Below are 25,394 nucleotides of genomic sequence, written 5' to 3'. Positions count from 1 at the left end.
TTACTCAGCCTGGACGTTTATGGTTGTTACGTGGGCCATTGTGGCGACGCTGCGAATTCGAATTACGACGCGGGCCTCCAGGACGTGGGCGATGACGGCGTTTTGGCGCAGGTAAATCGCTCAGTAATGCATCACTGTTATATTTACTAACAGGGATTGAGTGTTGGATATATTCTTCAATAGCAGGCAGGTTAAGTGAATATTCTTCACACGCTAAGCTAATTGAGTTTCCGCTTTCACCTGCACGACCCGTACGGCCAATACGGTGTACGTAATCTTCGCAGTCATCAGGTAAGTCGTAGTTAAATACATGAGTTACTGATGGAATGTGTAAACCACGAGCTGCAACATCAGTTGCCACTAAAATATCTAAATGGCCTTGTGTGAATTGCTCTAATATACGCAGTCGTTTTTTCTGTGCGACATCGCCAGTTAATAAACCTACACGATGACCATCGGCAGCTAAATGTGCCCAAATATCATCACAACGGTGTTTTGTATTGGCGAAAATAATACAACGCTCTGGCCACTCTTCTTCAAGTAGCGTTTGGAGCAAGCGCATTTTTTCTTCATTAGAAGGGTAAAATAACTCTTCTTTGATACGATGACCTGTTTTTTGCAAAGGTTCGACCTCAACATATTCAGGGCTATTCATTTGTTCGAAAGCTAATTCTCTGACTCGGTAAGATAAAGTTGCAGAAAATAGCAAGTTAAGCCTTTCTGCAGCACCTGGCATACGACGGAAAATCCAGCGAATATCTTTAATAAATCCAAGGTCATACATACGGTCTGCTTCATCAAGTACCACAACTTGAATCGCACTTAGGTCGACATGGCCTTGTTTCGCGTAGTCGATTAAACGGCCTGTTGTACCAATAAGGATATCAACACCGTTTTGTAAAACCTTAAGTTGCTCATCATAGCCGTCACCACCGTATGCTAGCCCCATTTTCAGGCCAGTGTACTCAGCTAGCTCTTTAGCATCCGAATAAATTTGTACTGCGAGTTCGCGTGTCGGCGCCATGATTAGTGCACGAGGCTGGTTCGCTTTTTTACCCTCAATAGCTGGGTGAGTTAATAAATAATGAAATGTAGACGTTAAAAAAGCTAACGTTTTACCTGTACCAGTTTGCGCTTGACCCGCCACGTCTTTGCCTTCGACAGTAAAAGGCAAGGTGGACGCCTGTATAGGCGTGCAAAAATTGAAGCCTTTTTTATTCAGTGCTTCAATGACTTTAGGGTGCAATGCGAAGTCGGAAAACTTCTTTTCTGTCAAGTGTGCTTTACTCATAGTATGTTAGAATATCAGTTAACGGTTGGTTTACGAAAGTGTATCTTTTGAAATAAAGCATACTGCTGCCAATAATGTTACACTAAGTCTGCAAAAGATGATCCTTTGGAGTACAACATGAGCGATAAAATTATACATATAACTGATGCAAGTTTTGCAACTGAAGTTCTGAACGCAAGTTCACCTGTTCTCGTCGATTTTTGGGCAGCATGGTGTGGTCCTTGTAAAATGATCGCGCCTATTCTTGATGAAGTTGCTGAAGAATATACAGGCAAACTGACCATCGCAAAACTGAATATTGATGAAAACCCAGCTACCGCTCCAAAATATGGAATTCGTGGTATCCCGACCTTGCTTTTATTCAAAAATGGTGAAGTCGCAGCAACGAAAGTCGGTGCATTATCAAAAACGCAACTGAAAGAATTTTTAGACGAAAATCTGTAAGTTATCGTTATATGTAAGCTAAAACGTTTAGCGGTATATCTATTTTATCTAGAGAGCCGCTAGACGTCTTCACTTAAGCATGATAAGTTATCTTCATTCCTCGTATAGCACCCATATGAATTACCTTGTATTCCATTGCTCTTATCTTACATATCTAGCTAGTTAGTTCAGTATTGTGATGATTGTTTCGTGATGATTGTTATTGATCAAAAACTGATGGCGTAATGATTTTAAATATGAAAATTGAAAGTTTAGGCATTGAGTTATAGTCGTATTCAATATCTTCGATTTCAATGTATCTCTCATATGAATTAAAGATAGTGCATAAACGAATGTAATGAAATTCAATATTTTTATATCATAGGGATATAAAAATGAAGTGGGAGAAGGTTGGCACTTAGCAGTTATGTGTTTTTTAATGCTAATCTGCCATTAAATTTGCGATATTGGGATGGATGTTGTCCTAAATGTACAAAAAACTATTGCTAATATTGCGTGTGTTTCTAATAATATGTCACTCATCATCAAGATGAGCATTAGTCAAATATTAGAGCAATCTTAGTAATGGCTAGCACAAGATTTTTTTGCATTGTTGTTTGCTTTTGGTAAAAATTAGTGATCAACAGGGCAGTATAAAGTTAAACTGGCACTTAATAAATAAGCTGCCGTCAATTTACGTTCATAGTTCGAGAATTACCCCGAGTTAAAGAACCCACCATTATGAATCTTACCGAATTAAAAAATACGCCAGTATCAGAATTGATTACGTTAGGCGAAAACATGGGGCTAGAGAACTTAGCCCGTATGAGAAAGCAGGATATTATTTTCTCTATTTTGAAGCAGCATGCGAAAAGTGGCGAAGATATTTTCGGCGATGGCGTACTGGAAATATTGCAGGATGGATTTGGTTTTCTCCGTTCAGCAGACAGTTCTTACCTCGCAGGTCCTGATGATATCTACGTTTCCCCTAGCCAAATCCGCCGTTTTAACCTACGCACAGGTGACACAATCTCAGGGAAAATTCGTCCACCTAAAGAAGGTGAACGTTACTTTGCTCTCCTGAAAGTCAATGAAGTTAACTACGACAAACCTGAAAATGCCCGCAGTAAAATTCTTTTCGAAAACCTAACCCCATTACATGCAAACCGTCGTCTGCGCATGGAACGTGGTAATGGTTCAACTGAGGATTTAACTGCACGTGTACTGGACCTTGCGGCTCCAATCGGTCGTGGCCAACGTGGTTTGATTGTTGCTCCACCGAAAGCGGGTAAAACAATGTTACTGCAAAATATTGCAGCGAATATTGCACACAATTACCCTGATTGCGTTCTGATGGTTTTGCTAATTGATGAGCGTCCAGAGGAAGTGACAGAAATGCAACGTTTGGTCAAAGGTGAAGTTATTGCTTCAACATTTGATGAGCCTGCTGCACGTCACGTTCAAGTTGCTGAAATGGTAATTGAAAAAGCAAAACGTCTAGTTGAACATAAAAAAGACGTGATCATTTTACTCGACTCTATTACGCGTCTAGCCCGTGCATATAACACCGTAGTACCTTCGTCTGGTAAAGTATTAACCGGTGGTGTGGATGCGAACGCATTACACCGTCCAAAACGTTTCTTCGGTGCTGCTCGTAATGTTGAAGAAGGTGGAAGCCTGACAATCATTGCAACGGCGCTGGTTGATACCGGTTCGAAAATGGATGAAGTTATTTACGAGGAATTTAAAGGTACAGGTAACATGGAATTGCACCTTTCTCGTAAAATTGCAGAAAAACGAGTGTTCCCTGCAATAGACTATAATCGTTCAGGTACACGTAAAGAAGAGTTACTTACATCGCAAGATGAACTGCAGAAAATGTGGATCCTTCGCAAAATCATTCACCCAATGGGCGAAATTGATGCGATGGAGTTCCTCATCAGTAAGTTAGCGATGACGAAAACCAACGAAGAGTTCTTTGACTTTATGAAAAGAGCCTAGCCGTTAAAGTTTTCAGTGTCTTATAAAATAGGTGCCATAACAGGCACCTATTTTTTTGTTTTTTTTATACGCATTGACAGTGTATAAAAATTAAAACATACCATATTAAATCAGGCCTAATATTTTGCCGATTTAGTTTCAATGGATTAAGATGATGTTTTATTACTTTGTTTATAAATAACATTAAATAAATAGGCGAAGTTTTTATTAAAAATTAATAATGCACTATAAAAACATCAATCAAATGAAGCTAACGCATTGAATCAAATGAAAAATATTATGTTTATATTTGTTTTGTGACTAGTGTTAAATTTATTTTCATCACTTTATTATTTAATCATTGAGTGCCTATTTAAGCATCAGTCGATTAACTCGATTTTAGTGAATTGTTTTTATGGCATGCATATTGCAGCTATTCAGTATAAAATTGCGGGATGTGTCATTATTAAATCAAACACACCAATAAGGCGTAGAACTAATAATGTTGCAGGAATCTCTTTATGAATAAAGATTCGTCTTATAGCAGATTTCAGTACCAAGATGATAATGCATTGGCACTTGCTTGTTTATCGGCATTTGCCAAAAAAAATTTAGTTTTGAAAGTTAAATATAAAGATTAAGAGAGTCGAACAGTGGACACCATACACTTTGTAACTAATCTCTTCTACGTTTTCTTGTTTTCATTAGTTTTTATTTTTCTGGCTCGAGTTGTTGCAATAAAAATCGGGTTGGTTGATAAACCTAATTTCAGAAAGAAACACGTAGGATTAGTTCCCCTTGTTGGGGGAATTTCCGTTTTCTTTGGGATCTGTTTTGCATTTTATATTACAGGTGAATACATTCCTCATAAGTGGCTATACATCGCTTGTGCGGGATTATTAGTCTTTATTGGTGCATTAGATGATAGATTTGATATCAGTGTGAAGTTAAGAGCGGGTATTCAAGCGATCGTTGCAGTTGTTATGATGACAGCGGCAGGATTGAAACTTGAGTCACTCGGTCATGCCTTTGGACCATGGGAACTCGTACTTGGCCCATTCGGTTATATCGTTACCTTATTTGCGGTATGGGCAGCAATCAATGCTTTTAACATGGTTGATGGCATTGACGGGCTACTCGGTGGTTTATCTTCTGTTTCTTTTGGTGCTCTTGGCTTTTTGCTATATCAAAACGGTAACTATGCGTTAGCATTTTGGTGTTTTGCCTTTATTGCAGCTATCCTTCCTTATATTCTTTTAAATTTAGGCGTGTTAGGTCGTCGTTTTAAAGTTTTCATGGGGGATGCAGGAAGTACACTGATTGGTTTCACGATTATTTGGATCCTTGTGGCTTCGACGCAAGAAGAAGTCCATCCAATTAACCCAGTTACGGCTTTATGGATTATTGCGATCCCTCTAATGGACATGGTTGCCATTATGTATCGTCGGATTCGTAAAGGTATGAGCCCATTTTCTCCCGATCGCCAGCACATTCATCATTTAATTATGCGTTCTGGTTTTACACCAAAAGGGGCATTCGTACTGATTACATTATCAGCAGCCGCTTTAGCATGTGTTGGTATTATTGGTGAACGCTTAACATTTGTACCGGAATGGGTAATGTTGGCATTATTTTTGCTTGTATTTATGATGTATGGTTACTGCATCAAACGAGCTTGGAAAGTCGCCCGTTTTATTAAGCGAGTGAGACGTAGAGCACGTAGAGGAGCAGTACGGTAACGACAAAACGAAAATAGAGGTTCTGTGCAGTGAATAACTCAGAAACACAACCGAGTCAGTATCAATCGCCAATAGAGCCGGAATTGGATATCCGTGGTTTATGTCGCTCATTGTGGCAAGGTAAAATTTGGATCGTTGCATTTGCCGTTATTTTTGCTGCAATTGCCTTGGGAGCGTCCTATTTTATGCAGCCTAAGTGGAGTGCGACAGCAATTACGGATTTACCAACCGTCAATAATCTGGGAAGTTACTATTCTCAGCAGCAATTCCTGCGCAACCTCGATTCCCGTATTAATAATACGGGGCAAGAAGGGCAATTACCGACAATTGCAAAAGAAGCTTATCAAGAATTCACAAAGCAGCTTGGCTCTTATGATACACGTCGCCAGTTTTGGCTAACTACGGATTACTATAAGCAGCGCTTAGAGAATGACCCTAAAGCAGATGCCGCATTATTGGATGAGCTCATTAACGATATTGAGTTTACGCCAGCAGACGAAGTCAAAAATTTAACCGACAGCATTAAATTAGTGGCGGAAACATCCGCAGATGCGAACCAGCTATTACGTCAATACACTCAGTTTGCTAACCAACGTGCCACAACTAATCTTAACGATGAAATTAAAGGTACTTGGGCAACGAAGATGCAATCCATGAAAGCATTGGTTAAACGTGAAGACATGGTGGCAAAGGCCGCTTACGAACGACGTTTAAACGCGCTGGAGCAAGCACTAAAAGTTGCTGAAAAACAAGGTATTGTACGGAATCAAAGCGCAACACCTGTGGATGAAATTCCAGATTCTAAAATGTTTATGTTAGGTGCTCCTTTATTACAAGCACAGATTGAAACATTGAAAGCAACCGGGCCCGATCACGACAGTGATTACGACCAAAATATTGCCATGTTATCAACATTGAGCGTAGGGCCTACCCTCCAAGATAATTTTCAAGCATATCGCTATTTACGAACTCCAGAAGAGCCCGTTAAACGCGATAGTCCTCGTCGAGCCTTTATGATGGTTCTGTGGGGAGCCATAGGGATGTTAGTAGGTGCCGGAGTGGTACTTGCTCGCCGCCGCCCATCTTGATTTTGGGATAAGCCACTGGTGAATTCATCAGTGGCATATAAAGTTATTAAGATTACAAAAGCAGCTCACTGCGAAAGATAAATATAAGAGAGTCACTGTGAAAGTATTGACTGTATTCGGCACACGACCTGAAGCCATTAAAATGGCACCACTGGTTCATGCATTGGCTGGGGATGCGGACTTTGAAGCCAAAGTTTGTGTTACAGCGCAGCATCGTGAAATGCTAGATCAAGTACTGAAACTGTTTGAGATCACGCCAGATTACGATCTCAATATTATGAAACCAGGGCAAGATTTAACGGATATCACTTGTCGTATTCTAGAAGGGTTGAAAAGCGTTTTTGCTGATTTTCAACCGGATGTTGTTCTCGTTCATGGTGATACAGCAACAACGATGGCAACTAGCCTTGCGGCATTTTACCATCGTATACCCGTAGGGCACGTTGAAGCAGGGTTACGTACCGGAGACCTGTATTCTCCATGGCCTGAGGAAGCAAATCGTAAAATTGCTGGGCATTTAGCGATGTACCATTTTGCCCCAACCGAAAATTCGCGCCAAAATTTGTTAAAAGAATCAATCCCTGACAGCCATATCTTTGTCACCGGTAATAGTGTGATTGATGCGTTATTGTGGGTACGTGATAAAGTCATGAGTGACCAGTATATGATGGAAAAACTGGCCGCAAATTATCGGTTTATCGACCCAAATAAAAAAATGATTTTAGTCACAGGCCACCGTCGTGAAAGTTTCGGTGGTGGCTTTGAACGTATTTGCCACGCTTTGGCAGAAATTGCGCAAGCGCATCCAGATGTGCAAGTTGTCTACCCAGTCCACTTAAATCCAAATGTGAGTGAGCCTGTTAAGCGTATATTGCATGATATTGATAATATTATTTTAATTAGCCCTCAAGACTACCTACCGTTTGTTTATTTGATGAACCATGCTTATTTGATTCTAACAGACTCAGGTGGTATTCAAGAGGAAGCGCCTTCTCTCGGTAAACCTGTTTTGGTGATGAGAGATACCACAGAACGACCTGAAGCTGTTGATGCAGGTACTGTTCGTCTTGTGGGAACAGATACACAGAAAATTGTGAAAGAAGTTAATCGGTTACTGACAGATGACGCGGAATATCACGAAATGAGCCGCGCACATAACCCTTATGGGGATGGTCATGCTTGTCAGCGTATTCTTGCAGCATTGAAAAGTAATCAGGTGAAATTATGAGTTTTGAAACTATTTCTGTTATTGGCCTTGGTTATATCGGTTTACCAACAGCAGCCGCCTTCGCATCACGTAAAAAACAAGTGGTTGGTGTCGATGTGAACCAACATGCCGTTGATACTATTAACCAGGGAAAAATCCACATTGTGGAGCCAGAACTGGATATCGTAGTCAAAAAGGCAGTTGAAGAAGGCCACCTGAAAGCCTTTACTAAGCCGCAACCTGCAGATGCTTATCTGATTGCTGTGCCTACGCCATTTAAAGGCGAGCATGAGCCTGATCTCGCCTATGTGCGTTCAGCCGCAGAGTCTATTGCTCCTGTATTGAAGAAAGGCGATCTAGTCATTCTTGAGTCGACATCGCCAGTAGGTACAACAGAGCAAATGGCCGAGTGGATGGCCGCAGCTCGTCCTGATTTAACCTTCCCTCATCAAGCTGGGGAAGATGCAGATATCGATGTGGCATACTGCCCTGAGCGTGTGTTACCGGGCCAAGTGATGGTCGAATTAATTAAAAATGACCGTGTTGTTGGTGGTATGACGCCAAAATCCTCTCTGCGCGCAAGTGAGTTATACAATATTTTCCTTGAAGGTGAGTGTGTAATTACTAACTCAAGAACTGCGGAAATGTGTAAGTTAACGGAAAATAGCTTCCGTGATGTGAATATTGCTTTTGCGAATGAATTATCATTAATTTGTGCTGAACAAGACATCAATGTGTGGGAATTAATCAGCCTCGCGAACCGCCATCCTCGCGTTAATATTTTGCAACCAGGTCCGGGTGTTGGTGGGCACTGCATCGCGGTTGACCCATGGTTTATCGTCGCACAAAATCCAAAACAATCACGCCTTATTCATACCGCGCGTTTAGTCAATGATGGCAAGCCAATTTGGGTCGTTGATCAAGTGAAAGCGGCTGTAGCCGATTGCTTAGTGGAAACGGGTAAAAAAGCCAGTGAAGTGACAATCGCCTGTTTTGGCCTGTCATTTAAACCCAATATTGATGATTTACGTGAAAGCCCAGCGATGCACATCACCAAAATGGTGGCGAACTGGAACCCAGGTAAAACGTATGCAGTTGAGCCACACATTCACGAATTACCGACCTCTCTAAAAGGTATTTCTGAGCTAGTTTCGATTGAAAAAGCCGTTAATGAAGCTGATGTGATCTTAATGTTAGTTGACCACAATATGTTCAAAGGCATCCAAGGTTCTGCAATCCCACAAAAATGGGTTGTGGATACAAAAGGAGTATGGCGTTGAAACGTATTTTAATCACTGGAGGCGCCGGGTTTATCGGCTCTGCTGTTGTTCGTCATATTATTGAAAATACTGACGACAGCGCAGTGGTTCTGGATTGCTTAACCTATGCCGGTAACTTAGAGTCCCTCGCAACGGTTGCGAGTAACCCGCGCTATGCTTTTGAGCAGGTGAATATTTGTGATAGAGCTGCATTAGATGCCGTTTTTGAAAAATATCAACCCGATGCCGTGATGCATTTAGCAGCAGAAAGCCATGTTGACCGCTCTATCGATGGCCCAGCGGCATTTATCGAAACTAACATTGTGGGCACTTACACACTGTTAGAGGCGGCGCGCCATTACTGGTCTGCATTGAATGATGAGAAAAAAGCAGCCTTCCGTTTTCACCATATCTCAACAGATGAAGTATATGGTGACTTAGAAGGACCTGATGGTTTCTTCACAGAAACAACGCCTTATGCACCAAGTAGCCCATATTCAGCATCGAAAGCATCGAGTGATCATTTAGTTCGTGCTTGGCAAAGAACTTATGGCCTGCCAACTATGATCACTAATTGTTCAAATAACTACGGGCCGTATCATTTTCCAGAGAAATTGATCCCATTAATTATTTTGAACGCCTTAGCGGGTAAGCCTCTGCCTGTTTATGGTAAAGGTGAGCAAATTCGTGACTGGTTGTTTGTTGAAGACCATGCACGAGCACTACATTTAGTTGCTACAACCGCGCAACCTGGCACCACCTATAATATCGGTGGCCATAATGAGCGCCGTAATATTGACGTTGTAGAAACGATTTGTGAACTGCTTGAAGAACTGCATCCGCAGAAGCCTCAAGGTGTGGTGCACTACCGTGACTTAATTACGTATGTGAAAGACCGACCGGGCCACGATATGCGTTATGCGATTGATGCTGCGAAAATTGAGCGCGAATTGGGGTGGACACCACAAGAAACCTTCGAATCAGGTATTCGCAAAACGGTGCAGTGGTATTTGAACAATGAAACGTGGTGGCGTCGCGTACAAGATGGTTCCTATGCGGGCGAACGTTTAGGTCTAGGAAATTAGGTGACAGTATGAAAGGTATTATATTAGCTGGAGGGTCGGGGACGCGTTTGCACCCTATTACTCGTGGTATTTCTAAACAGTTATTGCCTATCTACGATAAGCCGATGATTTACTACCCGCTTTCAGTTTTGATGTTAGCGGGAGTTCGTGAGATTTTAATTATCTCTACCCCTGACGACTTGCCGATGTTTAAGCGTTTATTAGGGGATGGCCATGAGTTTGGGATTGAGCTGAGCTATGCGGAGCAGCCATCACCAGACGGCCTTGCGCAAGCGTTTATCATTGGTGAAGAGTTCATTAATGGTGATTCGTGCTGTTTAGTATTGGGCGATAATATCTTTTTCGGCCATTCATTTAGCCCAAAATTGAAATCTGTCGCTGAACGCACAAAAGGCGCAACCGTTTTTGGTTACCAAGTGATGGACCCTGAGCGTTTTGGTGTTGTGGAGTTTGACGATAATTTTAAAGCACTGTCTATTGAAGAAAAACCGCTTAAACCTAAATCGAATTGGGCGGTGACAGGGTTGTATTTCTATGATTCGCAAGTGGTTGAATTTGCAAAACAAGTTAAACCTTCTGAACGTGGTGAATTAGAAATTACGTCAATTAACCAAATGTATTTAGAACGTGGTGAATTAAACGTTGAATTGCTCGGTCGTGGCTTTGCTTGGTTGGATACAGGCACTCACGATAGCCTCATTGAGGCGGGTACTTTTGTACAAACCGTTGAAAAACGCCAAGGCTTCAAAGTTGCTTGTTTAGAAGAAATCGCATGGCGTAACGGCTGGTTGACAGACGAACAAGTCGCTTTTTCAGCGCAACAGCTGAAAAAAACAGGTTATGGGCAATATTTAGAGGATTTATTACGTGTCCGTCCGCGCCAGTATTGAGAGCTTGCCATGGGAGAGCGAATTTTTTCATCGCTCAACAGCAAAGTTGAATTTTACAGGGGATAACCTCGAAACTCTCCTTGCTTATCAAATGGATGAATACGATATCGTGCAAGCAAAAGTCGCAGCGTCTGAAACGCAGCTGATTGATGATTTAGCTGGTATGGGGTTTTCATTTGTTGAAGGTGAAATCGATTTCGCTCTTACTATTGGCACAGAAAATGCTTATTTAAAGGCTGGTTTAACAGCGGAAGACCACGTTATTGTTGCACAAGTGGACGATATCCCTATGTTGCGGCAAGCCGCTGAGTCTGTCTTTAGCAAAAGCCGCTTTAGAGCACCTTGGTACCGTGATGGTGATAGCGGGCAGTTTTATGCGTTGTGGATAGAAAAATCAGTTCTGGGTACGTTTGACCACACTTGTTTACTGGTTAAAGATGCGTCTGGTGCGGTATTGGGCTTCGTGAGTTTGCGGCACCTTGATGCAGAAACGGCACGGGTTGGCCTATTAGCGAAAATGCCAGAAGCGAAAGGGCAAGGTGTGGGGCGTAAGTTGATGTCAGCAGCATTTAATTGGTGTGTGGAACACCAAAAAAGACAGTTAAATGTGGCCACGCAAATCAGTAATGTTGCGGCATTAAATCTTTATTCACGTAGCGGTGCAGCAATTGCCAGTACCGCCTATTGGTTATACAGGGGACAACATGATTCCATTTAATAAACCACCCGTTGTAGGTACTGAATTAGAGTATATGAGACAAGCCATGGAAAGTGGCAAACTGTGTGGTGACGGTGGCTTCACGAAACGTTGTGAAGAATGGATGGAAAAACGATTTAATTGCCCAAAAGTGCAGTTAACGCCATCTTGTACGGCCTCATTAGAAATGGCAGCGATCCTGATTGATACTAAGCCAGGTGATGAAATTATCATGCCAAGCTTTACTTTTGTATCAACCTCTAACGCATTCGTATTACGTGGCGCTAAAATCGTGTTTGTTGATATCCGTCCGGATACCATGAATATCGATGAAACTAAAATTGAAGCTGCAATCACTGAGCGTACACGTGCCATCGTTCCTGTCCACTATGCAGGTGTTGCTTGCGAAATGGACACCATCATGGCTATCGCAAAAAAACACAATTTATTCGTGATTGAAGATGCGGCACAAGGTGTGATGTCGACGTATAAAGGCAAAGCGCTGGGGACTATCGGTCACATTGGCTGCTATAGCTTCCATGAAACTAAAAACTACTCTTCAGGTGGTGAAGGTGGAGCAACACTGATCAATGATAAAGACCTGATTAGCCGTGCTGAAGTGATCCGTGAAAAAGGGACAAACCGTAGCCAATTTTTCCGTGGTCAAGTCGATAAATACACATGGCGTGACATTGGTTCAAGTTACTTGCTGTCAGATCTACAAGCGGCTTACTTATGGGCACAGTTAGAAGAAGCGGACAAAATTAATGACCGCCGTTTACTGCTATGGAAACGTTATGATGAAGCGTTGCAGCCACTGGTTGATGCAGGGCGTTTAGTCCTAGCAACTGTGCCGGAAGGCTTAAAACATAATGCTCATATGTTCTATATCAAGCTCAAAGATATCGAAGAGCGTACTGAATTCAACGATTACATGAAATCTCATGGTATTTTGACGGTATTCCACTACGTTGCATTGCACACTAGCCCTGCAGGTATTGAGTTTGGCCGTTTCCATGGTGAAGATAAATACACGACATCAGAAAGTGACCGCTTAGTGCGTTTACCGATGTTCTACAACATGACTGATGACGAACAGCAGACAGTCATTGAGCGAATCAAAGCGTTCTTTGCCTAATGTCTCTCGCTAAAGCATCGGTTTGGACTGCTGGGTCTACCCTGATTAAAATCGGGGTAGGCCTGTTAATTGTTAAGTTATTTGCAGTCTCATTTGGCCCCAGCGGTGTGGGGCTGGCGGGCAACTTCCGCCAATTAATTACTGTGCTAGGGGTATTATCAGGCGCAGGGATTTTTAATGGTGTCACAAAATATGTGGCAGAACATCATCAAGATCCACAGAAGCTACGTGCAATTCTTGGGACATCGTCAACGATTATCCTTGGGTTTTCGACCTTATTAGCGATTATTTTTTTACTTTGTAGCCCGCTTATTAGTGAGGCGCTATTTGATAGTGCGAAATATAGCTCTGTTATTCAAATGGTTGCCTTGATCCAAATGGGGATCGGTTACGCTAACTATTTCTTAGCTATCTTAAAAGGTTATCGAGACGCGTCAGGTAATGCATTAGCTATTATTTTTGGTAGCATAATTGGGGTTATTGCCTATTATTTATGCTATCTAGTTGGCGGGTATGAAGGTGCACTAGCAGGGTTAGCATTAGTCCCTGCGCTAGTAGTGCTGCCTGCGGCTGGGATGATAATTAAACGCAAGCAGTTTGCATTATCGTCATTGAAACCGGCATGGGATAAGGCGATTGCGACTAATTTAGGCAAATTTACGGTCATGGCGATGCTAACCGCAGTCACACTGCCAGTCGCTTATATCATGATGCGAAACCTGCTCGCCCAAACCTATAGTTGGGATGAAGTGGGGTTATGGACCGGTGTGACCACCATTTCAGATGCCTATTTACAGTTTATTACCGCGACATTTTCAGTGTATTTATTGCCGACGTTATCGCGTTTGCAGCATAAAAATGAAATTTCCGCAGAGATTGTTAAAGCATTGAAATTCGTTTTACCTGCCGTTGCCGTAGTGAGTTTTACGGTTTGGTTACTACGTGATTTTGCGATTTGGTTGCTGTTCTCAAAAGAATTTACTGGAATGAGAGACCTGTTTGCATGGCAGCTAGTCGGTGATGTATTGAAAGTGGGAGCGTATGTATTTGGCTATTTGGTCATTGCCAAAGCTGCATTGCGTTTTTATGTCCTCACTGAAGTTAGTCAATTTATATTATTAACGGGCTTTGCGCATTGGCTTATCCCTGAACATGGTGCAGTAGGCGCAACTCAGGCTTATATGGCCACTTATATTGTCTATTTTACTTTATGTTGTTGCGTATTTTTGATTTACCGTAGGCGAGCATGACAACCTTAATACATGTACTGGGATCGAATCTCCCACATCACAATCAGACGGTACTGACGTTTTTTAATGACGTCATTTGCCAAGAAATGGCTCCGTCATCAAAGCCGCATTTTATGGTGGTAAGCGATGATGCGCAGCTTGCTGACGCTTATCCTCAGCTAAAAATAGATGTTTTTGCGAATAAACAGGCCATTGCTAATAGTGTTATACAGCGTGCTAAGGCAGACCGCCGTACTCGATTTTTCTTTCATGGGCAATTTAACGCCCCTATTTGGCTAGCGCTATTATTTGGGCAAATTAAATCCCACCAGTTTTGGTGGCATATATGGGGAGCTGACCTTTATGAAGAGTCTAGCTCTCTAAAATTTAAGTTATTCTATATTTTGCGTCGTCTAGCACAGAAAAAAGTAGGGCATGTGTGCGCAACACGTGGGGATTTGTGCTATTTCCACCAGTCGAACCCTAAAGTGCCTGCGACAGTGTTGTATTTCCCAACACGAATGGACCCTGCATTGACAATAAGCGAGCCTAAGGCGCGTGAAGGCTCTCAGTTGACTATTTTGTTGGGTAACTCAGGTGATCGTTCTAATCGTCATGTAGAGGCTCTGAGTGCGATTAAACAGCAATTTGGTGATGAGGTTAAGGTTATTGTCCCAATGGGCTATCCTGCCAATAACCAAAGCTATATCCAACAAGTCGAACAGGCTGCGAGTAGTGAGTTTACCTCAGGGCAAGTGGAAATCCTGAAAGAGCGCATGGAATTTAGCGAGTACCTTAATTTGCTCAAAACCTGTGACCTTGGCTATTTTATTTTTAATCGCCAGCAAGGTGTTGGCACCGTTTGTTTGCTAATCCAGTTTGGCATTCCATTTGTCATTAGCCGTCAAAATACATTTTGGCAGGATTTAACTGCTCAAAATGTCCCAGTCTTTTTCTATGGTGACAACCTGACGATACCGCTAGTGGATGAAGCTCAGCGACAAATGAGCCTATTAGATAAACACCAGATTGAATTTTTTGCTCCCAACTTTACTGAGGGCTGGAAAGCCGTTCTCAGTGCCGTGGAGGAGCGAGCATGACGCTGACGGAATTGGGCGGCTTAGCACTGGTCTATCTGATATCAATTATTTTTATTGGTACTTTGTTATACAAAGAGTTTTTACGTGCTCGGTTTAACTTCAATATTTTCTTTTCAATGCTGTATTTATTGACGTTTTACTTTGGTTTTCCATTAACTTGCGCTTTAGTTTTTCAATTTGATGTTGCCGTTGTGAAGGCGGATTACTTACTTTATGCCCAACTCGCGGCTACCAGTTTTTATGCAATTTATTATGTTGCTTATAAAACACGGCTTTCTAGGCAACCAGACGCACCGCGGCGAGCGTTGTTTAGCATGAACAAAGTGGAAACGAATCTAACCTGTCTGTTATTGATACTGATTGCTGTCGTGACAGTCGGTATCTTCTTCATGCAGAACGGTTTTTTGCTGTTTAAGTTAAAATCTTATAGCCAAATTTTCTCCAGCCAAGTTTCTGGTGTGGCATTAAAACGCTTTTTCTATTTCTTCATACCGGCAATGTTGATTGTTTATTTCTTGCGACCGACACAGAAACGCTGGGTTTTCTTCCTCGTTAGTACCGTCGCATTTGGTTTCTTGACCTATGTTATTGTCGGAGGAACAAGAGCGAACATCATCATTGCTTTCGCACTCTTCTTATTTATTGGGATTGTCAGAGGTTGGATTACGCTGTGGATGCTAGCTGCCGCTGGGGTCGCCAGTATTGTAGGGATGTTCTGGTTAGCCTTAAAACGCTATGGGTTAGATGTCAGCGGTGCCGAAGCATATTACACTTTCTTGTATTTAACGCGGGACACATTTTCCCCGTGGGAAAACTTAGCATTACTACTAAGCCATTATGATGAGATGGATTTTCAAGGCCTAGCTCCGATTATCCGTGACTTTTATGTTTTCATTCCTTCTTGGGTTTGGCCTGAGCGCCCAGATACGGTATTGAACTCTGCCAATTATTTTACGTGGGAAGTGCTGAACAACCATTCTGGGCTGGCAATTTCTCCAACACTGATTGGTTCATTGGTGGTGATGGGCGGGGTGATTTTTATACCACTTGGAGCCATAGTTGTGGGGCTTATCATCAAATGGTTTGATTGGATCTATGGCATGAGCCTGAAAGAACCAAATCGCTATAAGGCAGCCATTATGCAGGCATTTTGTTTTGGCGCCATTTTCAACATTATTGTTTTGGCTCGTGAAGGCGTGGATTCTTTCGTCTCACGGGTGGTTTTCTTCTGCTTAATATTCGGACTGTGTCTGGTGTTAGCAAAATTACTGTATTGGTTATTTGAAAGTGCAGGGCTTATTCGCACAAAAACAGTTTCTTTTTTAAGAAGCCAACAGCGTGAAAGCCGCTAAAGGAGTATCATGGAATCGTCATCAACTCAGTCTTCATCTGTTACACAGTCATCTATCCCACAATATAGTATTCGTGGTCATAATATTTGGGGCTTTAAAAATATGGCCCATTTCTTAGACTATTTATTTGCTGGTGGAGAAACAAAAACGGGAACACTCGTTGCGATTAATGCAGAAAAAGTGATGATCGCTGAACAAGATACGGCTTTAAATACATTACTAGGCCAAGCTGAATATTTATATGCTGACGGAATTAGTATTGTCCGTGCTATCCGTCGTAAATACCCACAAGCTGAAGTTTCTCGTGTCGCTGGTGCTGATTTATGGGAAGGGCTAATGGAAAGGGCCGGTAAAGAAGGCACGCCGGTTTTCTTAGTGGGTGGCAAACCCGAGATTCTAGAACAAACTGAAAGCAAACTACGCTCGCAGTGGAATGTGAACATTGTTGGTTCGCAAAACGGCTATTTTACCGCGGAAGACCGAAATGCTTTGTTCGAACGCATCCACGCAAGTGGCGCTAAAATTGTTACCGTTGCGATGGGTTCGCCGAAACAAGAAATTTTTATGCGGGATTGCCGAAGTGTGTATCCGGATGCGTTATATATGGGCGTTGGTGGGACTTATGATGTGTTTACAGGGCATATTAAACGCGCCCCGAAAGTGTGGCAAAACTTAGGGCTAGAATGGTTATATCGCTTATTATCTCAACCTTCCCGTATTACTCGTCAGTTTAAATTACTGAAATTTTTAGGCTACTATTACGGTGGCAAGCTGTAGTTTTTGTAGTGGTTTGATTTATATTGTTATTTTCAATAAGTTTAACTCACTGTAAGTAGGCTTAACGGGCTTACTTACAGTTCGCACGCTTCCGAATAGCTGGTCTCTTCCTTCAAATATTTCTATAATCCCTCAAAAATAAGTATGTTCGCATCAGTTTGTGCTCAATCTTGCGGCTATGGCATTTTTTTAATCGCCTAATTGATACTTTTCGAATAATTGCAGTGATTATTACTAACTGGGTTTCAATTAAAACTGCATTTTAATTATCTAATTTTGACAGGGGTATGTATGGGAAATCCACAGCAGGGGCTTCAACGTGGGTTAGAAGCGCGCCATATCGAGCTTATCGCGCTCGGGGGAACCATTGGCGTTGGTTTATTTATGGGGTCGGCCAGTACGCTGAAATGGGCGGGGCCTTCGGTTTTACTGGCATATATCATCGCCGGGATTTTTGTTTTCTTCATTATGCGTTCAATGGGGGAAATGCTATTTCTTGAGCCTGTGACGGGTTCTTTTGCTTCATTTGGGTATAAATACTTAAGTCCGTTTTGGGGGTGCCTGACTGCTTGGGGCTACTGGTTTATGTGGGTGGCTGTCGGTATTTCAGAGATCACTGCCATTGGTGTATATGCCGAATATTGGTTCCCGGATGTGCCTCAATGGATTTTTGCCATTATCGCAGTGGTATTAGTGGCATTAGCTAACTTAGCCGCTGTACGGTTGTATGGAGAGCTTGAGTTTTGGTTTGCCATGATCAAAGTCACCACGATTGTGGTGATGATTTTAATTGGCCTAGGGCTGATTTTTTTTGGTCTGGGTAATAATTTTGAGCCGATTGGGCTTGCGAATCTCACTGAACATGGTGGCTTCTTTGCCGGGGGCTGGAAAGGCTTCTTATTTGCTTTGTGTATCGTTGTGGCCTCTTATCAAGGGGTTGAGCTGGTTGGGATCACTGCGGGTGAAGCGAAAAATCCGCAAGTCACGTTAAAAAAAGCGATCAATAATATTTTGTGGCGTATATTAATTTTTTATGTAGGCGCCATTTTTATTGTAGTGACACTATTTCCGTGGACGGAAGTGGGCTCACAAGGTAGCCCGTTTGTCCTTACCTTTGCGAAAGTGGGAATTGTGTCCGCAGCGGCGGTAATTAACTTTGTGGTGTTAACTGCGGCGTTATCTGGTTGCAATAGTGGCATGTATAGTGGCGGGCGCATGCTGTACGCCTTAGCGCAAAATAAGCAATTGCCTCGCTCATTATTGAAATTAACAAAAAATGGCGTACCGGCACGTTGTGTGGGCTTTACTATCCTATGCTTAGTCGCCGGATCAAGCTTGAACTACATTATACCGAATCCAGAGAAAGTCTTTGTTTATGTCTATAGTGCGAGTGTGTTACCAGGAATGGTGCCTTGGCTGGTGTTATTGACTAGCCAAATCCGTTTTCGTCAACAAAACAAAGAAAAACTTGTAGGGCACCCTTTCAAATCGATTCTTTTTCCATGGGTTAACTATGCGACCTTGCTTTTTTTAGCTTGCGTATTGATTGGAATGGCGATTAATCCAGATACTCGCTTATCTTTAATCGTTGGAGCCATCTTCTTAGGGGGTGTTTCTCTCCTTTATTTCATCATTCGACTGTTCAATAACCGTAACGGAAAAGTTTAACGGCGGGGTTTTGATAGATTTTTATTAGGTGCACAGCGAAAAAGAGGGTAAATATGCTCTCTTTCTCAACGAAATGGATAAAAGGCAAGCAATCGATATTTTTATTTCAAAAAGGACTAGACAGCGGGAGGATAAATCCGTACTATCCTCTCCCGCAACGGCGTTAAGCGCCCGTAGCTCAGCTGGATAGAGCGCTGCCCTCCGGAGGCAGAGGTCTCAGGTTCGAATCCTGTCGGGCGCACCAGTTTTAGCGCTTCGCTACGGTTGGCAAAATGACGTTGTATGTAGTAATATAGCAACGCTTTGAAAAAAGTGAAGTTATGGTGGCTATAGCTCAGTTGGTAGAGCCCTGGATTGTGATTCCAGTTGTCGTGGGTTCGAGTCCCATTAGCCACCCCATTTTTTTGTGACATTGCGAGGGTGGCGGAATTGGTAGACGCGCTAGCTTCAGGTGTTAGTGTCCTATGGACGTGGGGGTTCAAGTCCCCCCTTTCGCACCACGAAGAAATGTAATAGTACTATTCACTATTAATAAGTACTACAAAAATTTCGGCGAGTAGCGCAGCTTGGTAGCGCAACTGGTTTGGGACCAGTGGGTCGGAGGTTCGAATCCTCTCTCGCCGACCAATTTAAAGAAACCCGTCTTAATCGACGGGTTTTTTGCTTTTTATTCTCTATACTCGCACTCTTCAAACCGTAGCGTTATTGGCTACGTTCATCTACCCGAATCACATACTTATGCGTGCTCATCGGGATATCTTCACTTGCCACTTAGTCACAACTTGACTTGCTTAGAGTATACTCGGTGGAGTTTCTTCAACGAATGACAGGGTATGGGTTAATCGCTTGTTTTTATTTGTAATTTAGCCGCTTAACTTGCTTGTGTCGTAAAATAGATACAATCCATCATATTGATGTCGTCAAAAGGTGACACTTTACCTATTGATTTATAAGGAAATATAAATAACTGTTTTATGATGTCTCTAAACTGCGACAAAATAGAGTGGTAAGTTTCGGGCAACATATTAGTGAATTCTTTAAAGGTAGAGCGGTTCACTTCCAAGAAGAAAAATAGTTGTGTAAAACCGAGGGATGGGAAAGAAACCAAAAGAGTGAGCTTAAAAAATACCGTTTTAAAAAAGTTGGCACGTATTGTGCATTATTATATATGTAGATGCTCATCTCACTTCTTATGACAGCGAAGCTTCATAAACCCAGAGATGACGCAAAGCCGATTATCGGTGCCTATTGTCCACCTTAGATGATCAAGAGCTCATCCTCTTACCATCAACGAACGGGCGAAACGTTGAGTGAGGCACCATCCGTCTGTAGACCTGATTGTATTTTACACCTGCCTTGTGCAGGTGTTTTTTTTGTCTATACAAAACACTGAGCCCCCTAGAAAATGACTAAGAGGCCGAAAATAAGATAGGTATTAGCTTCTACCTTTACTAAACCATTTACTGAACCAGCGAGTAATATAGGTATAGCAGAGGATAATGAATGTAATAATGAAAATGTCTTTACTAAGATCTTCGGTATTAAAACCAATAATCATAATAAAAACAAAAGGTGATAATACTAACAGCAGAAGATCAAAGAATATTTGTAAACGGTTTGGGGTTGCAATAATCCAGCGCCAAATAGTTTTAATTACATTCATATCGATATCCCTAATTCATTAAAAGCAAAGATGTATATAAAGCTTTATACACTATGTGTTTATTTTATAACATAGCGAAGTGTGTTTTCCTTATCCTTAATAATGATTATTGATTAAACATTGAATTATTTACCTGTAATGTTGCCAATTATAAACCTCATATTTTCCTTTTATGATGATTTAATACGGTTAACGCGATGTATTTAAATTGTTTTTACGTTTTTATTGGGGAAGGTCAGATTAGTCGCCGTTAAGTTTATGAATAAAAAAACTCCACCAAAATGAGTGGAGTTTTTAGATGAGGCCAAACAAGAATATTATTTCCGTTCTTGTTTTAATGAATGGTTTAATGCGTCTTGACGAATTTTTGCTGCTTCGTTAGGTTTATGTTGTCTGTCAAAAGCATCGGCTAACCATGATGCATCTTGCACATCAAAACGTTGTGCTAAAGCGGCTTTAAAGTAGCTTTCAGCTTTGTCCCATTGGGCATGCTGTAGCGATAAAACGCCTAATGTACTGTTAAGCAACGGGGTGGCTCCGTTTTGCTTCTGTAGATGCAAAAGGGTTTTTTCTATAACTTCAGGGCGTTCGCTATTCAGTTTTGGCACCAACAGGATCAAACGCTCATCATATTGCTGTTTTAAACCGTCAATAATCATTTTTTCTGCACTTGCAGTATCGCCACATTCAATCAAATGCTCTGCTAAGAAAGCTTGCAATGCGGTTTCATGACGAACTCGGCGAGGTTGTGCTTTCCACCAAGCTTTTAGCCCATCACTACCTCCTTCAGCCATATATTGGTTCATCAACCCTTTGTAAGCCTTTAATTTCAATGCATCGAGCTCATCTTCATTGTGTAACTGTACTTTAGCCATGACAGGAAGTAATTCAATCAGCGACTGATAGGCGCCTGAGCGTAAGTAAGCTTGTTCTGCTAGGCGCAGCACCTCAGGGTGCCTTGGCGCTTTGTCGAGAAGTTTATCAATGCCATTACGGGCAGCATGGACTTCTCCTTCCGCTAATTGGATACGGACACGGCTGATATCAACGGGAAGTTGGTCACTCCCCGCGGCTTCAGCGGCTCTATCCAAGTATTGATGAGTGCGGTACTCATCACCACGCTGTTGAGCAGCTTCGGCAGCCATTAGATAGTTAATAACCGGCTGTTGAGAGAAATCAGCATGTTTGCTCATTAATTTTTCAACTTGCTCGAAATCACCTTCTGCTAATTTCAGCAGCGCTTTTTGTGTTTGGGTATGTGCTTTGTGGTATTTACGACCACTTACCCAACCTCGGGTACGTGATGTCGTGCTGATAAAGCGGCGGTAGCACCAACCAAGGAATAACAGCACAAACTGGAGCAAAATAAAGCCCAAAACGAGGCTAGTTACACTGGTCGTGATGTCATAATTATCTGTACGGATAAAAACATAACCTTGGTGACCCGCTAATAATGGGCCTAAGATTATCCCTGCAATAAGCACTATAAATAGGATCAAGACTTTTATCATAATTACCCCCTATTACCAGCAGGCTTTGCTGATTCAATAGGGTGCGGATTGTCAGCGGACTCTGCTTTTTGCGTATCCGTGGCGGGAACTGCGGCATCTGTCGCCGTTTCTGTTGGCACTTCAGTCGTATCCGCTGCGGTATCAACAGCACCATCGTTAATTTTTGTGTTGTCTGACGACTGAGAAAGTAAGCTACGAACCCGTGTTTGCATGATTTTTTCTAGCTTTTCTTGGCTTTCTAAAGTATCAGGCATATCAATATCAATCGGCTGATTGATTAGGTCATCAATGGTTGATAGAAAGGCTTTAGTTTCAGGCGCTTCAGTATCAAAATAGGCTCTCACCCAGGTCGAAGCTTGTTCTAATGACTGTTTGTATGTGGCTTCTTGATAACGTGGCACAGCTTGTGCTGCAATTAATAGTTGAGAGCGAATATTTTCACGTAGATAAATATCTTGGTTTGGAGCCAGAAGTGGCGCTTCTGATCCATCACGAGCGCGTACGGTGACGAAGTCATTCGCGAAACTTTTCCAGCTACGAGCCAAATTTTGTTTCCAATCCGAAATATCCTCGCTGACGTCCGCGTTATCTTCAACTTTCGCATCTCCACTGTTTAAATCCGCTAAACGTAAGTTGTCCACTTCATTACTGAGCTGGTTTAAACGTAAAATAATGCCGTCATAGTCAACTTGGTTGATTGCGGCTAATTTAGCCATATCACTGTTAATTGATTTACGAATGTCGAGTAGGCTCGGGTCATTCATTTCGGCTAAGCTTGAGTCAGCACTTTTTAACAGAACTGCTGCGGTCACAGGGTCGCGATCATTCCACAGCTTTCTTCCTGCCATTTTAACCATAAAATCAGCTTGTGCGAGGAGCCAACTTTTAACATCAGCGCTGGATAATGCTGTGACATGTGCTTGCAGCTCTTGCATGCGACGGTTGAGATTCTCTTCATATTCACGAGAATGGCTTTTTATTTCAGCATTAGCCGCAACTAATGCGTTTAACCGTTGCCTGTCTGAATTTTGTTGTTCGATTAAATCACTTAATTTTTGTTTTAATTCATTGTTTTCATTTACTAAAGTGGCAGTGCTTTGTTGGGTAAAATAGTATAATCCGCCACCAATAGCGATGATAATAGCAATAGCAATTACACCGCCTATCAGACCAGAACGTTTTTGTTCCGAAGAAGGTTTAGTTTTTGGGCGCTGTTGTTCTGCGCCAGCTTCTGGGGTAACCGTCTCGGTTGTTTTATCGTGTTCCGTCATAAATTAGCATCCCATATCGATTGAAATTAATGCTTCTAATAAAGCATTATTATCTGCGCTATTAGCTACACAGACCTTTTGCCATCCGCCTCTGCGGGCTTGGTCTGCAATCCGTTCACTGACGACAAGTAGGCGGCGGGAAAACCACCAAGTTTGGTATTCTTCAGTGATTAATTCATCTAACAAGGCTAGCATTTGACCACTCGTGATCACAACATCTGTAATACCCGTTTGAAACCATTGCTGATTGAACAGGGCTCTCTCATAGTAAACAGGATCCCTTGTATAACATTCACAATAGCTGACTTTTGCACCCCTAGCCCTTAATGTTGATGCGAGAAGCTCTCGTCCGCCATTTCCTCGTAATAATAGAGCGTTTTTCCCTTCGAGAAATTGAAGTTCAGGGTGTGTCAGTAGTATTTCACTGGTTTCACCTTGTTCAGCCCAACTGATGTTTTTTCCTGTTACCTGTTGAAAATACTGCCCTGTAGAGCGGCCAATTCCATAGTAAGATAACTTATCTGACCAGCTACGCGCCATTTGTTCAAGCGTTAAATTTGCATATTCGACTGCATTTTTAGATAAAAGAAAGACTAAATCATTCGCAGTAAGGCTATCAAGTTGAGGTATAAGGGTATTTAATTCAGCACCGGGTCCAATGCGAATTAAAGGGGAAGCGAAGGCTTCTCCCCCTTTAGCGGTGATTGCTGTGATCAGCTCCGAACCTGCTGGTTCAGGGCGAGTGACAAGCACCTTCATGCAGGCGGGTTTCCTTGGTAAACATCCGCCAGAATTTCCCTTGCACCACGCTCAAGTAATTCTTCAGCCAATGATACACCCGCTTGATTAGCTTCACTCGGAGAAACGAGTCGTTCGCCACGAATAATTACACTACCGTCTGGCGCTCCCACCAAGGCTCGTAGCCATATTTTGTCATCTTGCCAAATAGCGTAACTGCCAATCGGAACTTGGCAACCGCCTTCAAGGCGCATATTCATCGCACGTTCAGCCAGAACACAGGTTGATGTTGAGTCATTATTGAGTTTCGCGAGTAATTCGCGGGTTTTACTATCATTTAAACGGCATTCGATACCAACAGCACCTTGGCCAACTGCAGGTAAGCATTGCTCAGGGGCAAGAGCAGTTTTAATTCGAGTGTCTAACCCCAAGCGTTTTAACCCAGCAACGGCTAAAATAATGGCGTCATATTCACCGCTATCTAATTTTGATAGGCGTGTACCTACGTTGCCACGTAAGTCGCGAATGACTAAATCAGGGCGGAGTTCCCTTAATTGGCATTGACGACGTAAACTCGATGTCCCGACGATACTGCCTTTTGGCAATGCATCAAGGTTGTCGTAGTGGTTTGAGACAAAGGCATCTCGCGGGTCTTCACGTTCACAAATCGTGACTAATCCTAAGCCTTCAGGAAATTCAACAGGGACATCTTTCATCGAGTGAACGGCAATGTCTGCGCGTCCTTCCAACAAGGCAAGTTCTAATTCTTTGACGAATAACCCTTTTCCGCCAACTTTAGCAAGAGGGGTATCAAGGATAATGTCGCCTTTTGTCACCATAGGCACTAATTCAACCTGCAAGCCCGGGTGAAGCTGTTCTAATTTGTCTTTGACAAAGTGCGCTTGCCATAGGGCTAAAGGGCTTTTGCGCGTTGCAATACGCACGATATTTGTTGATGTCATTTTACTGTTTTCTCTGGCGAAGAATGCCGCAGATTAACCATACAATTGACATTAGTTTTAACATGTTAAGGATATTTTTTCCAGCTGGGTGCAAAACCGTGCTCTGAATTGTTTATAGCCGATTTACTTTTTCTACCATGATGCAAGAAAGTGATTCAAAATGAGATGACCTAGAATAGCTATTAAGCAATTTTTTTAGCTTATCGTGCTATTTTTTGTGTGGAACAATCTGTGTTTTCTATTAATTCGTGTTGAAGCGTGTAAGCACAGACGCTGTGCGTATTGTACTTAATATCGTTCGGTTTTGCTGTTTTACTAAACAACAG

The 25,394-nt window shown here is 42.2% G+C and carries 21 protein-coding genes and 4 tRNA genes; 19 read left to right on the top strand and 6 right to left on the bottom strand.

Annotated elements, in window-relative coordinates; genetic code table 11:
- Positions 1-4: 4 nt before the first annotated feature.
- Positions 5-1,291, bottom strand: a complete 1,287-nt coding sequence (rhlB, locus tag PSE60_RS03615) for an ATP-dependent RNA helicase RhlB (protein ID WP_210839257.1) — start codon at positions 1,289-1,291, stop codon at positions 5-7.
- Positions 1,292-1,408: 117 nt separating this feature from the next.
- Here rhlB and trxA point away from each other — a divergent pair, with 117 nt between their 5' ends.
- From trxA to PSE60_RS03520, 19 genes are all read left to right on the top strand, one after another.
- The gene (gene trxA, locus PSE60_RS03610) at positions 1,409-1,735 is read left to right on the top strand and encodes a thioredoxin TrxA (protein WP_004906112.1); all 327 of its coding nucleotides are present in this window, start codon (positions 1,409-1,411) and stop codon (positions 1,733-1,735) included.
- A gap of 720 nt (positions 1,736-2,455) precedes the next feature.
- The gene (gene rho, locus PSE60_RS03605; protein ID WP_004906109.1) at positions 2,456-3,715 is read left to right on the top strand and encodes a transcription termination factor Rho; all 1,260 of its coding nucleotides are present in this window, start codon (positions 2,456-2,458) and stop codon (positions 3,713-3,715) included.
- Between the two features lie 632 nt (positions 3,716-4,347).
- Positions 4,348-5,433 carry a UDP-N-acetylglucosamine--undecaprenyl-phosphate N-acetylglucosaminephosphotransferase gene (gene wecA / locus PSE60_RS03600; protein ID WP_272664590.1) on the top strand — a complete coding sequence of 362 codons (1,086 nt, stop codon included), beginning with the start codon at positions 4,348-4,350 and terminating at the stop codon, positions 5,431-5,433.
- A 29-nt stretch (positions 5,434-5,462) separates the two neighbouring features.
- On the top strand, positions 5,463-6,521 hold the full coding sequence (wzzE, locus tag PSE60_RS03595; protein WP_272664589.1) for an ECA polysaccharide chain length modulation protein: 1,059 nt from the start codon (positions 5,463-5,465) through the stop codon (positions 6,519-6,521).
- A 97-nt stretch (positions 6,522-6,618) separates the two neighbouring features.
- The gene (gene wecB, locus PSE60_RS03590; protein WP_272664588.1) at positions 6,619-7,749 is read left to right on the top strand and encodes a non-hydrolyzing UDP-N-acetylglucosamine 2-epimerase; all 1,131 of its coding nucleotides are present in this window, start codon (positions 6,619-6,621) and stop codon (positions 7,747-7,749) included.
- The gene (gene wecC / locus PSE60_RS03585) at positions 7,746-9,008 is read left to right on the top strand and encodes a UDP-N-acetyl-D-mannosamine dehydrogenase (RefSeq protein ID WP_210836700.1); all 1,263 of its coding nucleotides are present in this window, start codon (positions 7,746-7,748) and stop codon (positions 9,006-9,008) included. Before wecB ends, wecC begins: the two co-directional genes overlap by 4 nt.
- On the top strand, positions 8,999-10,072 hold the full coding sequence (gene rffG, locus PSE60_RS03580) for a dTDP-glucose 4,6-dehydratase (RefSeq protein WP_272664587.1): 1,074 nt from the start codon (positions 8,999-9,001) through the stop codon (positions 10,070-10,072). The genes wecC and rffG overlap by 10 nt, the downstream gene beginning before the upstream one ends.
- Before the next feature lie 8 nt (positions 10,073-10,080).
- A complete protein-coding gene (rfbA, locus tag PSE60_RS03575; protein WP_210836698.1) occupies positions 10,081-10,962 on the top strand; it encodes a glucose-1-phosphate thymidylyltransferase RfbA in 882 nt (293 codons plus the stop codon).
- Positions 10,940-11,680: a dTDP-4-amino-4,6-dideoxy-D-galactose acyltransferase gene (rffC, locus tag PSE60_RS03570; protein ID WP_272664586.1), complete on the top strand. Its 741-nt coding sequence runs from the start codon at positions 10,940-10,942 to the stop codon at positions 11,678-11,680. The genes rfbA and rffC overlap by 23 nt, the downstream gene beginning before the upstream one ends.
- The gene (gene rffA / locus PSE60_RS03565; protein ID WP_004907307.1) at positions 11,667-12,797 is read left to right on the top strand and encodes a dTDP-4-amino-4,6-dideoxygalactose transaminase; all 1,131 of its coding nucleotides are present in this window, start codon (positions 11,667-11,669) and stop codon (positions 12,795-12,797) included. The genes rffC and rffA overlap by 14 nt, the downstream gene beginning before the upstream one ends.
- Positions 12,797-14,047: a lipid III flippase WzxE gene (gene wzxE, locus PSE60_RS03560; RefSeq protein ID WP_272664585.1), complete on the top strand. Its 1,251-nt coding sequence runs from the start codon at positions 12,797-12,799 to the stop codon at positions 14,045-14,047. Before rffA ends, wzxE begins: the two co-directional genes overlap by 1 nt.
- A complete protein-coding gene (locus tag PSE60_RS03555; protein WP_210836695.1) occupies positions 14,044-15,126 on the top strand; it encodes a TDP-N-acetylfucosamine:lipid II N-acetylfucosaminyltransferase in 1,083 nt (360 codons plus the stop codon). Before wzxE ends, PSE60_RS03555 begins: the two co-directional genes overlap by 4 nt.
- On the top strand, positions 15,123-16,478 hold the full coding sequence (gene wzyE / locus PSE60_RS03550) for an ECA oligosaccharide polymerase (RefSeq protein ID WP_210836693.1): 1,356 nt from the start codon (positions 15,123-15,125) through the stop codon (positions 16,476-16,478). The genes PSE60_RS03555 and wzyE overlap by 4 nt, the downstream gene beginning before the upstream one ends.
- A 9-nt stretch (positions 16,479-16,487) precedes the next feature.
- Positions 16,488-17,255, top strand: a complete 768-nt coding sequence (gene wecG, locus PSE60_RS03545) for a lipopolysaccharide N-acetylmannosaminouronosyltransferase (protein WP_272664584.1) — start codon at positions 16,488-16,490, stop codon at positions 17,253-17,255.
- Between the two features lie 291 nt (positions 17,256-17,546).
- A complete protein-coding gene (gene thrP / locus PSE60_RS03540; protein WP_109912160.1) occupies positions 17,547-18,923 on the top strand; it encodes a bifunctional threonine/serine APC transporter ThrP in 1,377 nt (458 codons plus the stop codon).
- Between the two features lie 167 nt (positions 18,924-19,090).
- A tRNA-Arg gene (locus PSE60_RS03535) sits at positions 19,091-19,167 on the top strand.
- A 79-nt stretch (positions 19,168-19,246) separates the two neighbouring features.
- A tRNA-His gene (locus PSE60_RS03530) sits at positions 19,247-19,322 on the top strand.
- A 15-nt stretch (positions 19,323-19,337) separates the two neighbouring features.
- Positions 19,338-19,423: transfer RNA gene (locus PSE60_RS03525), tRNA-Leu, on the top strand.
- Between the two features lie 50 nt (positions 19,424-19,473).
- Positions 19,474-19,550 (top strand) — tRNA-Pro (locus PSE60_RS03520).
- 808 nt (positions 19,551-20,358) lie between these two features.
- Here PSE60_RS03520 and PSE60_RS03515 read toward each other — a convergent pair.
- The 5 genes from PSE60_RS03515 to hemC all read right to left on the bottom strand — a co-directional run bounded on the left by PSE60_RS03515 (position 20,359) and on the right by hemC (position 25,068).
- Complete coding sequence (locus PSE60_RS03515; RefSeq protein ID WP_004906084.1) at positions 20,359-20,586, bottom strand: hypothetical protein; 228 nt, start codon at positions 20,584-20,586, stop codon at positions 20,359-20,361.
- 317 nt (positions 20,587-20,903) lie between these two features.
- The gene (gene hemY / locus PSE60_RS03510; RefSeq protein WP_210836686.1) at positions 20,904-22,097 is read right to left on the bottom strand and encodes a protoheme IX biogenesis protein HemY; all 1,194 of its coding nucleotides are present in this window, start codon (positions 22,095-22,097) and stop codon (positions 20,904-20,906) included.
- A 2-nt stretch (positions 22,098-22,099) separates the two neighbouring features.
- Positions 22,100-23,368: a uroporphyrinogen-III C-methyltransferase gene (gene hemX / locus PSE60_RS03505; protein WP_272664583.1), complete on the bottom strand. Its 1,269-nt coding sequence runs from the start codon at positions 23,366-23,368 to the stop codon at positions 22,100-22,102.
- A 3-nt stretch (positions 23,369-23,371) separates the two neighbouring features.
- Positions 23,372-24,127 (bottom strand): uroporphyrinogen-III synthase, encoded by a 756-nt coding sequence (locus PSE60_RS03500; protein WP_272664582.1) that lies wholly within the window; start codon positions 24,125-24,127, stop codon positions 23,372-23,374.
- Positions 24,124-25,068: a hydroxymethylbilane synthase gene (gene hemC, locus PSE60_RS03495; RefSeq protein ID WP_210836681.1), complete on the bottom strand. Its 945-nt coding sequence runs from the start codon at positions 25,066-25,068 to the stop codon at positions 24,124-24,126. The genes PSE60_RS03500 and hemC overlap by 4 nt, the downstream gene beginning before the upstream one ends.
- Positions 25,069-25,394 lie beyond the last annotated feature (326 nt).

The sequence above is a fragment of the Providencia sp. PROV174 genome (assembly GCF_028480685.1).
GTDB lineage: Bacteria > Pseudomonadota > Gammaproteobacteria > Enterobacterales > Enterobacteriaceae > Providencia > Providencia rettgeri.
This window is presented reverse-complemented; position numbering and strand designations above follow the sequence as displayed.

Coding starts and splice junctions, on each gene's coding strand:
- rhlB (WP_210839257.1), bottom strand. CDS start 1,291: ATGAGTAAAGCACACTTGACAGAAAAGAAGTTTTCCGACTTCGCATTG.
- trxA (WP_004906112.1), top strand. CDS start 1,409: ATGAGCGATAAAATTATACATATAACTGATGCAAGTTTTGCAACTGAA.
- rho (WP_004906109.1), top strand. CDS start 2,456: ATGAATCTTACCGAATTAAAAAATACGCCAGTATCAGAATTGATTACG.
- wecC (WP_210836700.1), top strand. CDS start 7,746: ATGAGTTTTGAAACTATTTCTGTTATTGGCCTTGGTTATATCGGTTTA.
- rffG (WP_272664587.1), top strand. CDS start 8,999: ATGGCGTTGAAACGTATTTTAATCACTGGAGGCGCCGGGTTTATCGGC.
- rfbA (WP_210836698.1), top strand. CDS start 10,081: ATGAAAGGTATTATATTAGCTGGAGGGTCGGGGACGCGTTTGCACCCT.
- rffA (WP_004907307.1), top strand. CDS start 11,667: ATGATTCCATTTAATAAACCACCCGTTGTAGGTACTGAATTAGAGTAT.
- wzxE (WP_272664585.1), top strand. CDS start 12,797: ATGTCTCTCGCTAAAGCATCGGTTTGGACTGCTGGGTCTACCCTGATT.
- PSE60_RS03555 (WP_210836695.1), top strand. CDS start 14,044: ATGACAACCTTAATACATGTACTGGGATCGAATCTCCCACATCACAAT.
- wzyE (WP_210836693.1), top strand. CDS start 15,123: ATGACGCTGACGGAATTGGGCGGCTTAGCACTGGTCTATCTGATATCA.
- wecG (WP_272664584.1), top strand. CDS start 16,488: ATGGAATCGTCATCAACTCAGTCTTCATCTGTTACACAGTCATCTATC.
- thrP (WP_109912160.1), top strand. CDS start 17,547: ATGGGAAATCCACAGCAGGGGCTTCAACGTGGGTTAGAAGCGCGCCAT.
- PSE60_RS03515 (WP_004906084.1), bottom strand. CDS start 20,586: ATGAATGTAATTAAAACTATTTGGCGCTGGATTATTGCAACCCCAAAC.
- hemY (WP_210836686.1), bottom strand. CDS start 22,097: ATGATAAAAGTCTTGATCCTATTTATAGTGCTTATTGCAGGGATAATC.
- hemX (WP_272664583.1), bottom strand. CDS start 23,368: ATGACGGAACACGATAAAACAACCGAGACGGTTACCCCAGAAGCTGGC.
- PSE60_RS03500 (WP_272664582.1), bottom strand. CDS start 24,127: ATGAAGGTGCTTGTCACTCGCCCTGAACCAGCAGGTTCGGAGCTGATC.
- hemC (WP_210836681.1), bottom strand. CDS start 25,068: ATGACATCAACAAATATCGTGCGTATTGCAACGCGCAAAAGCCCTTTA.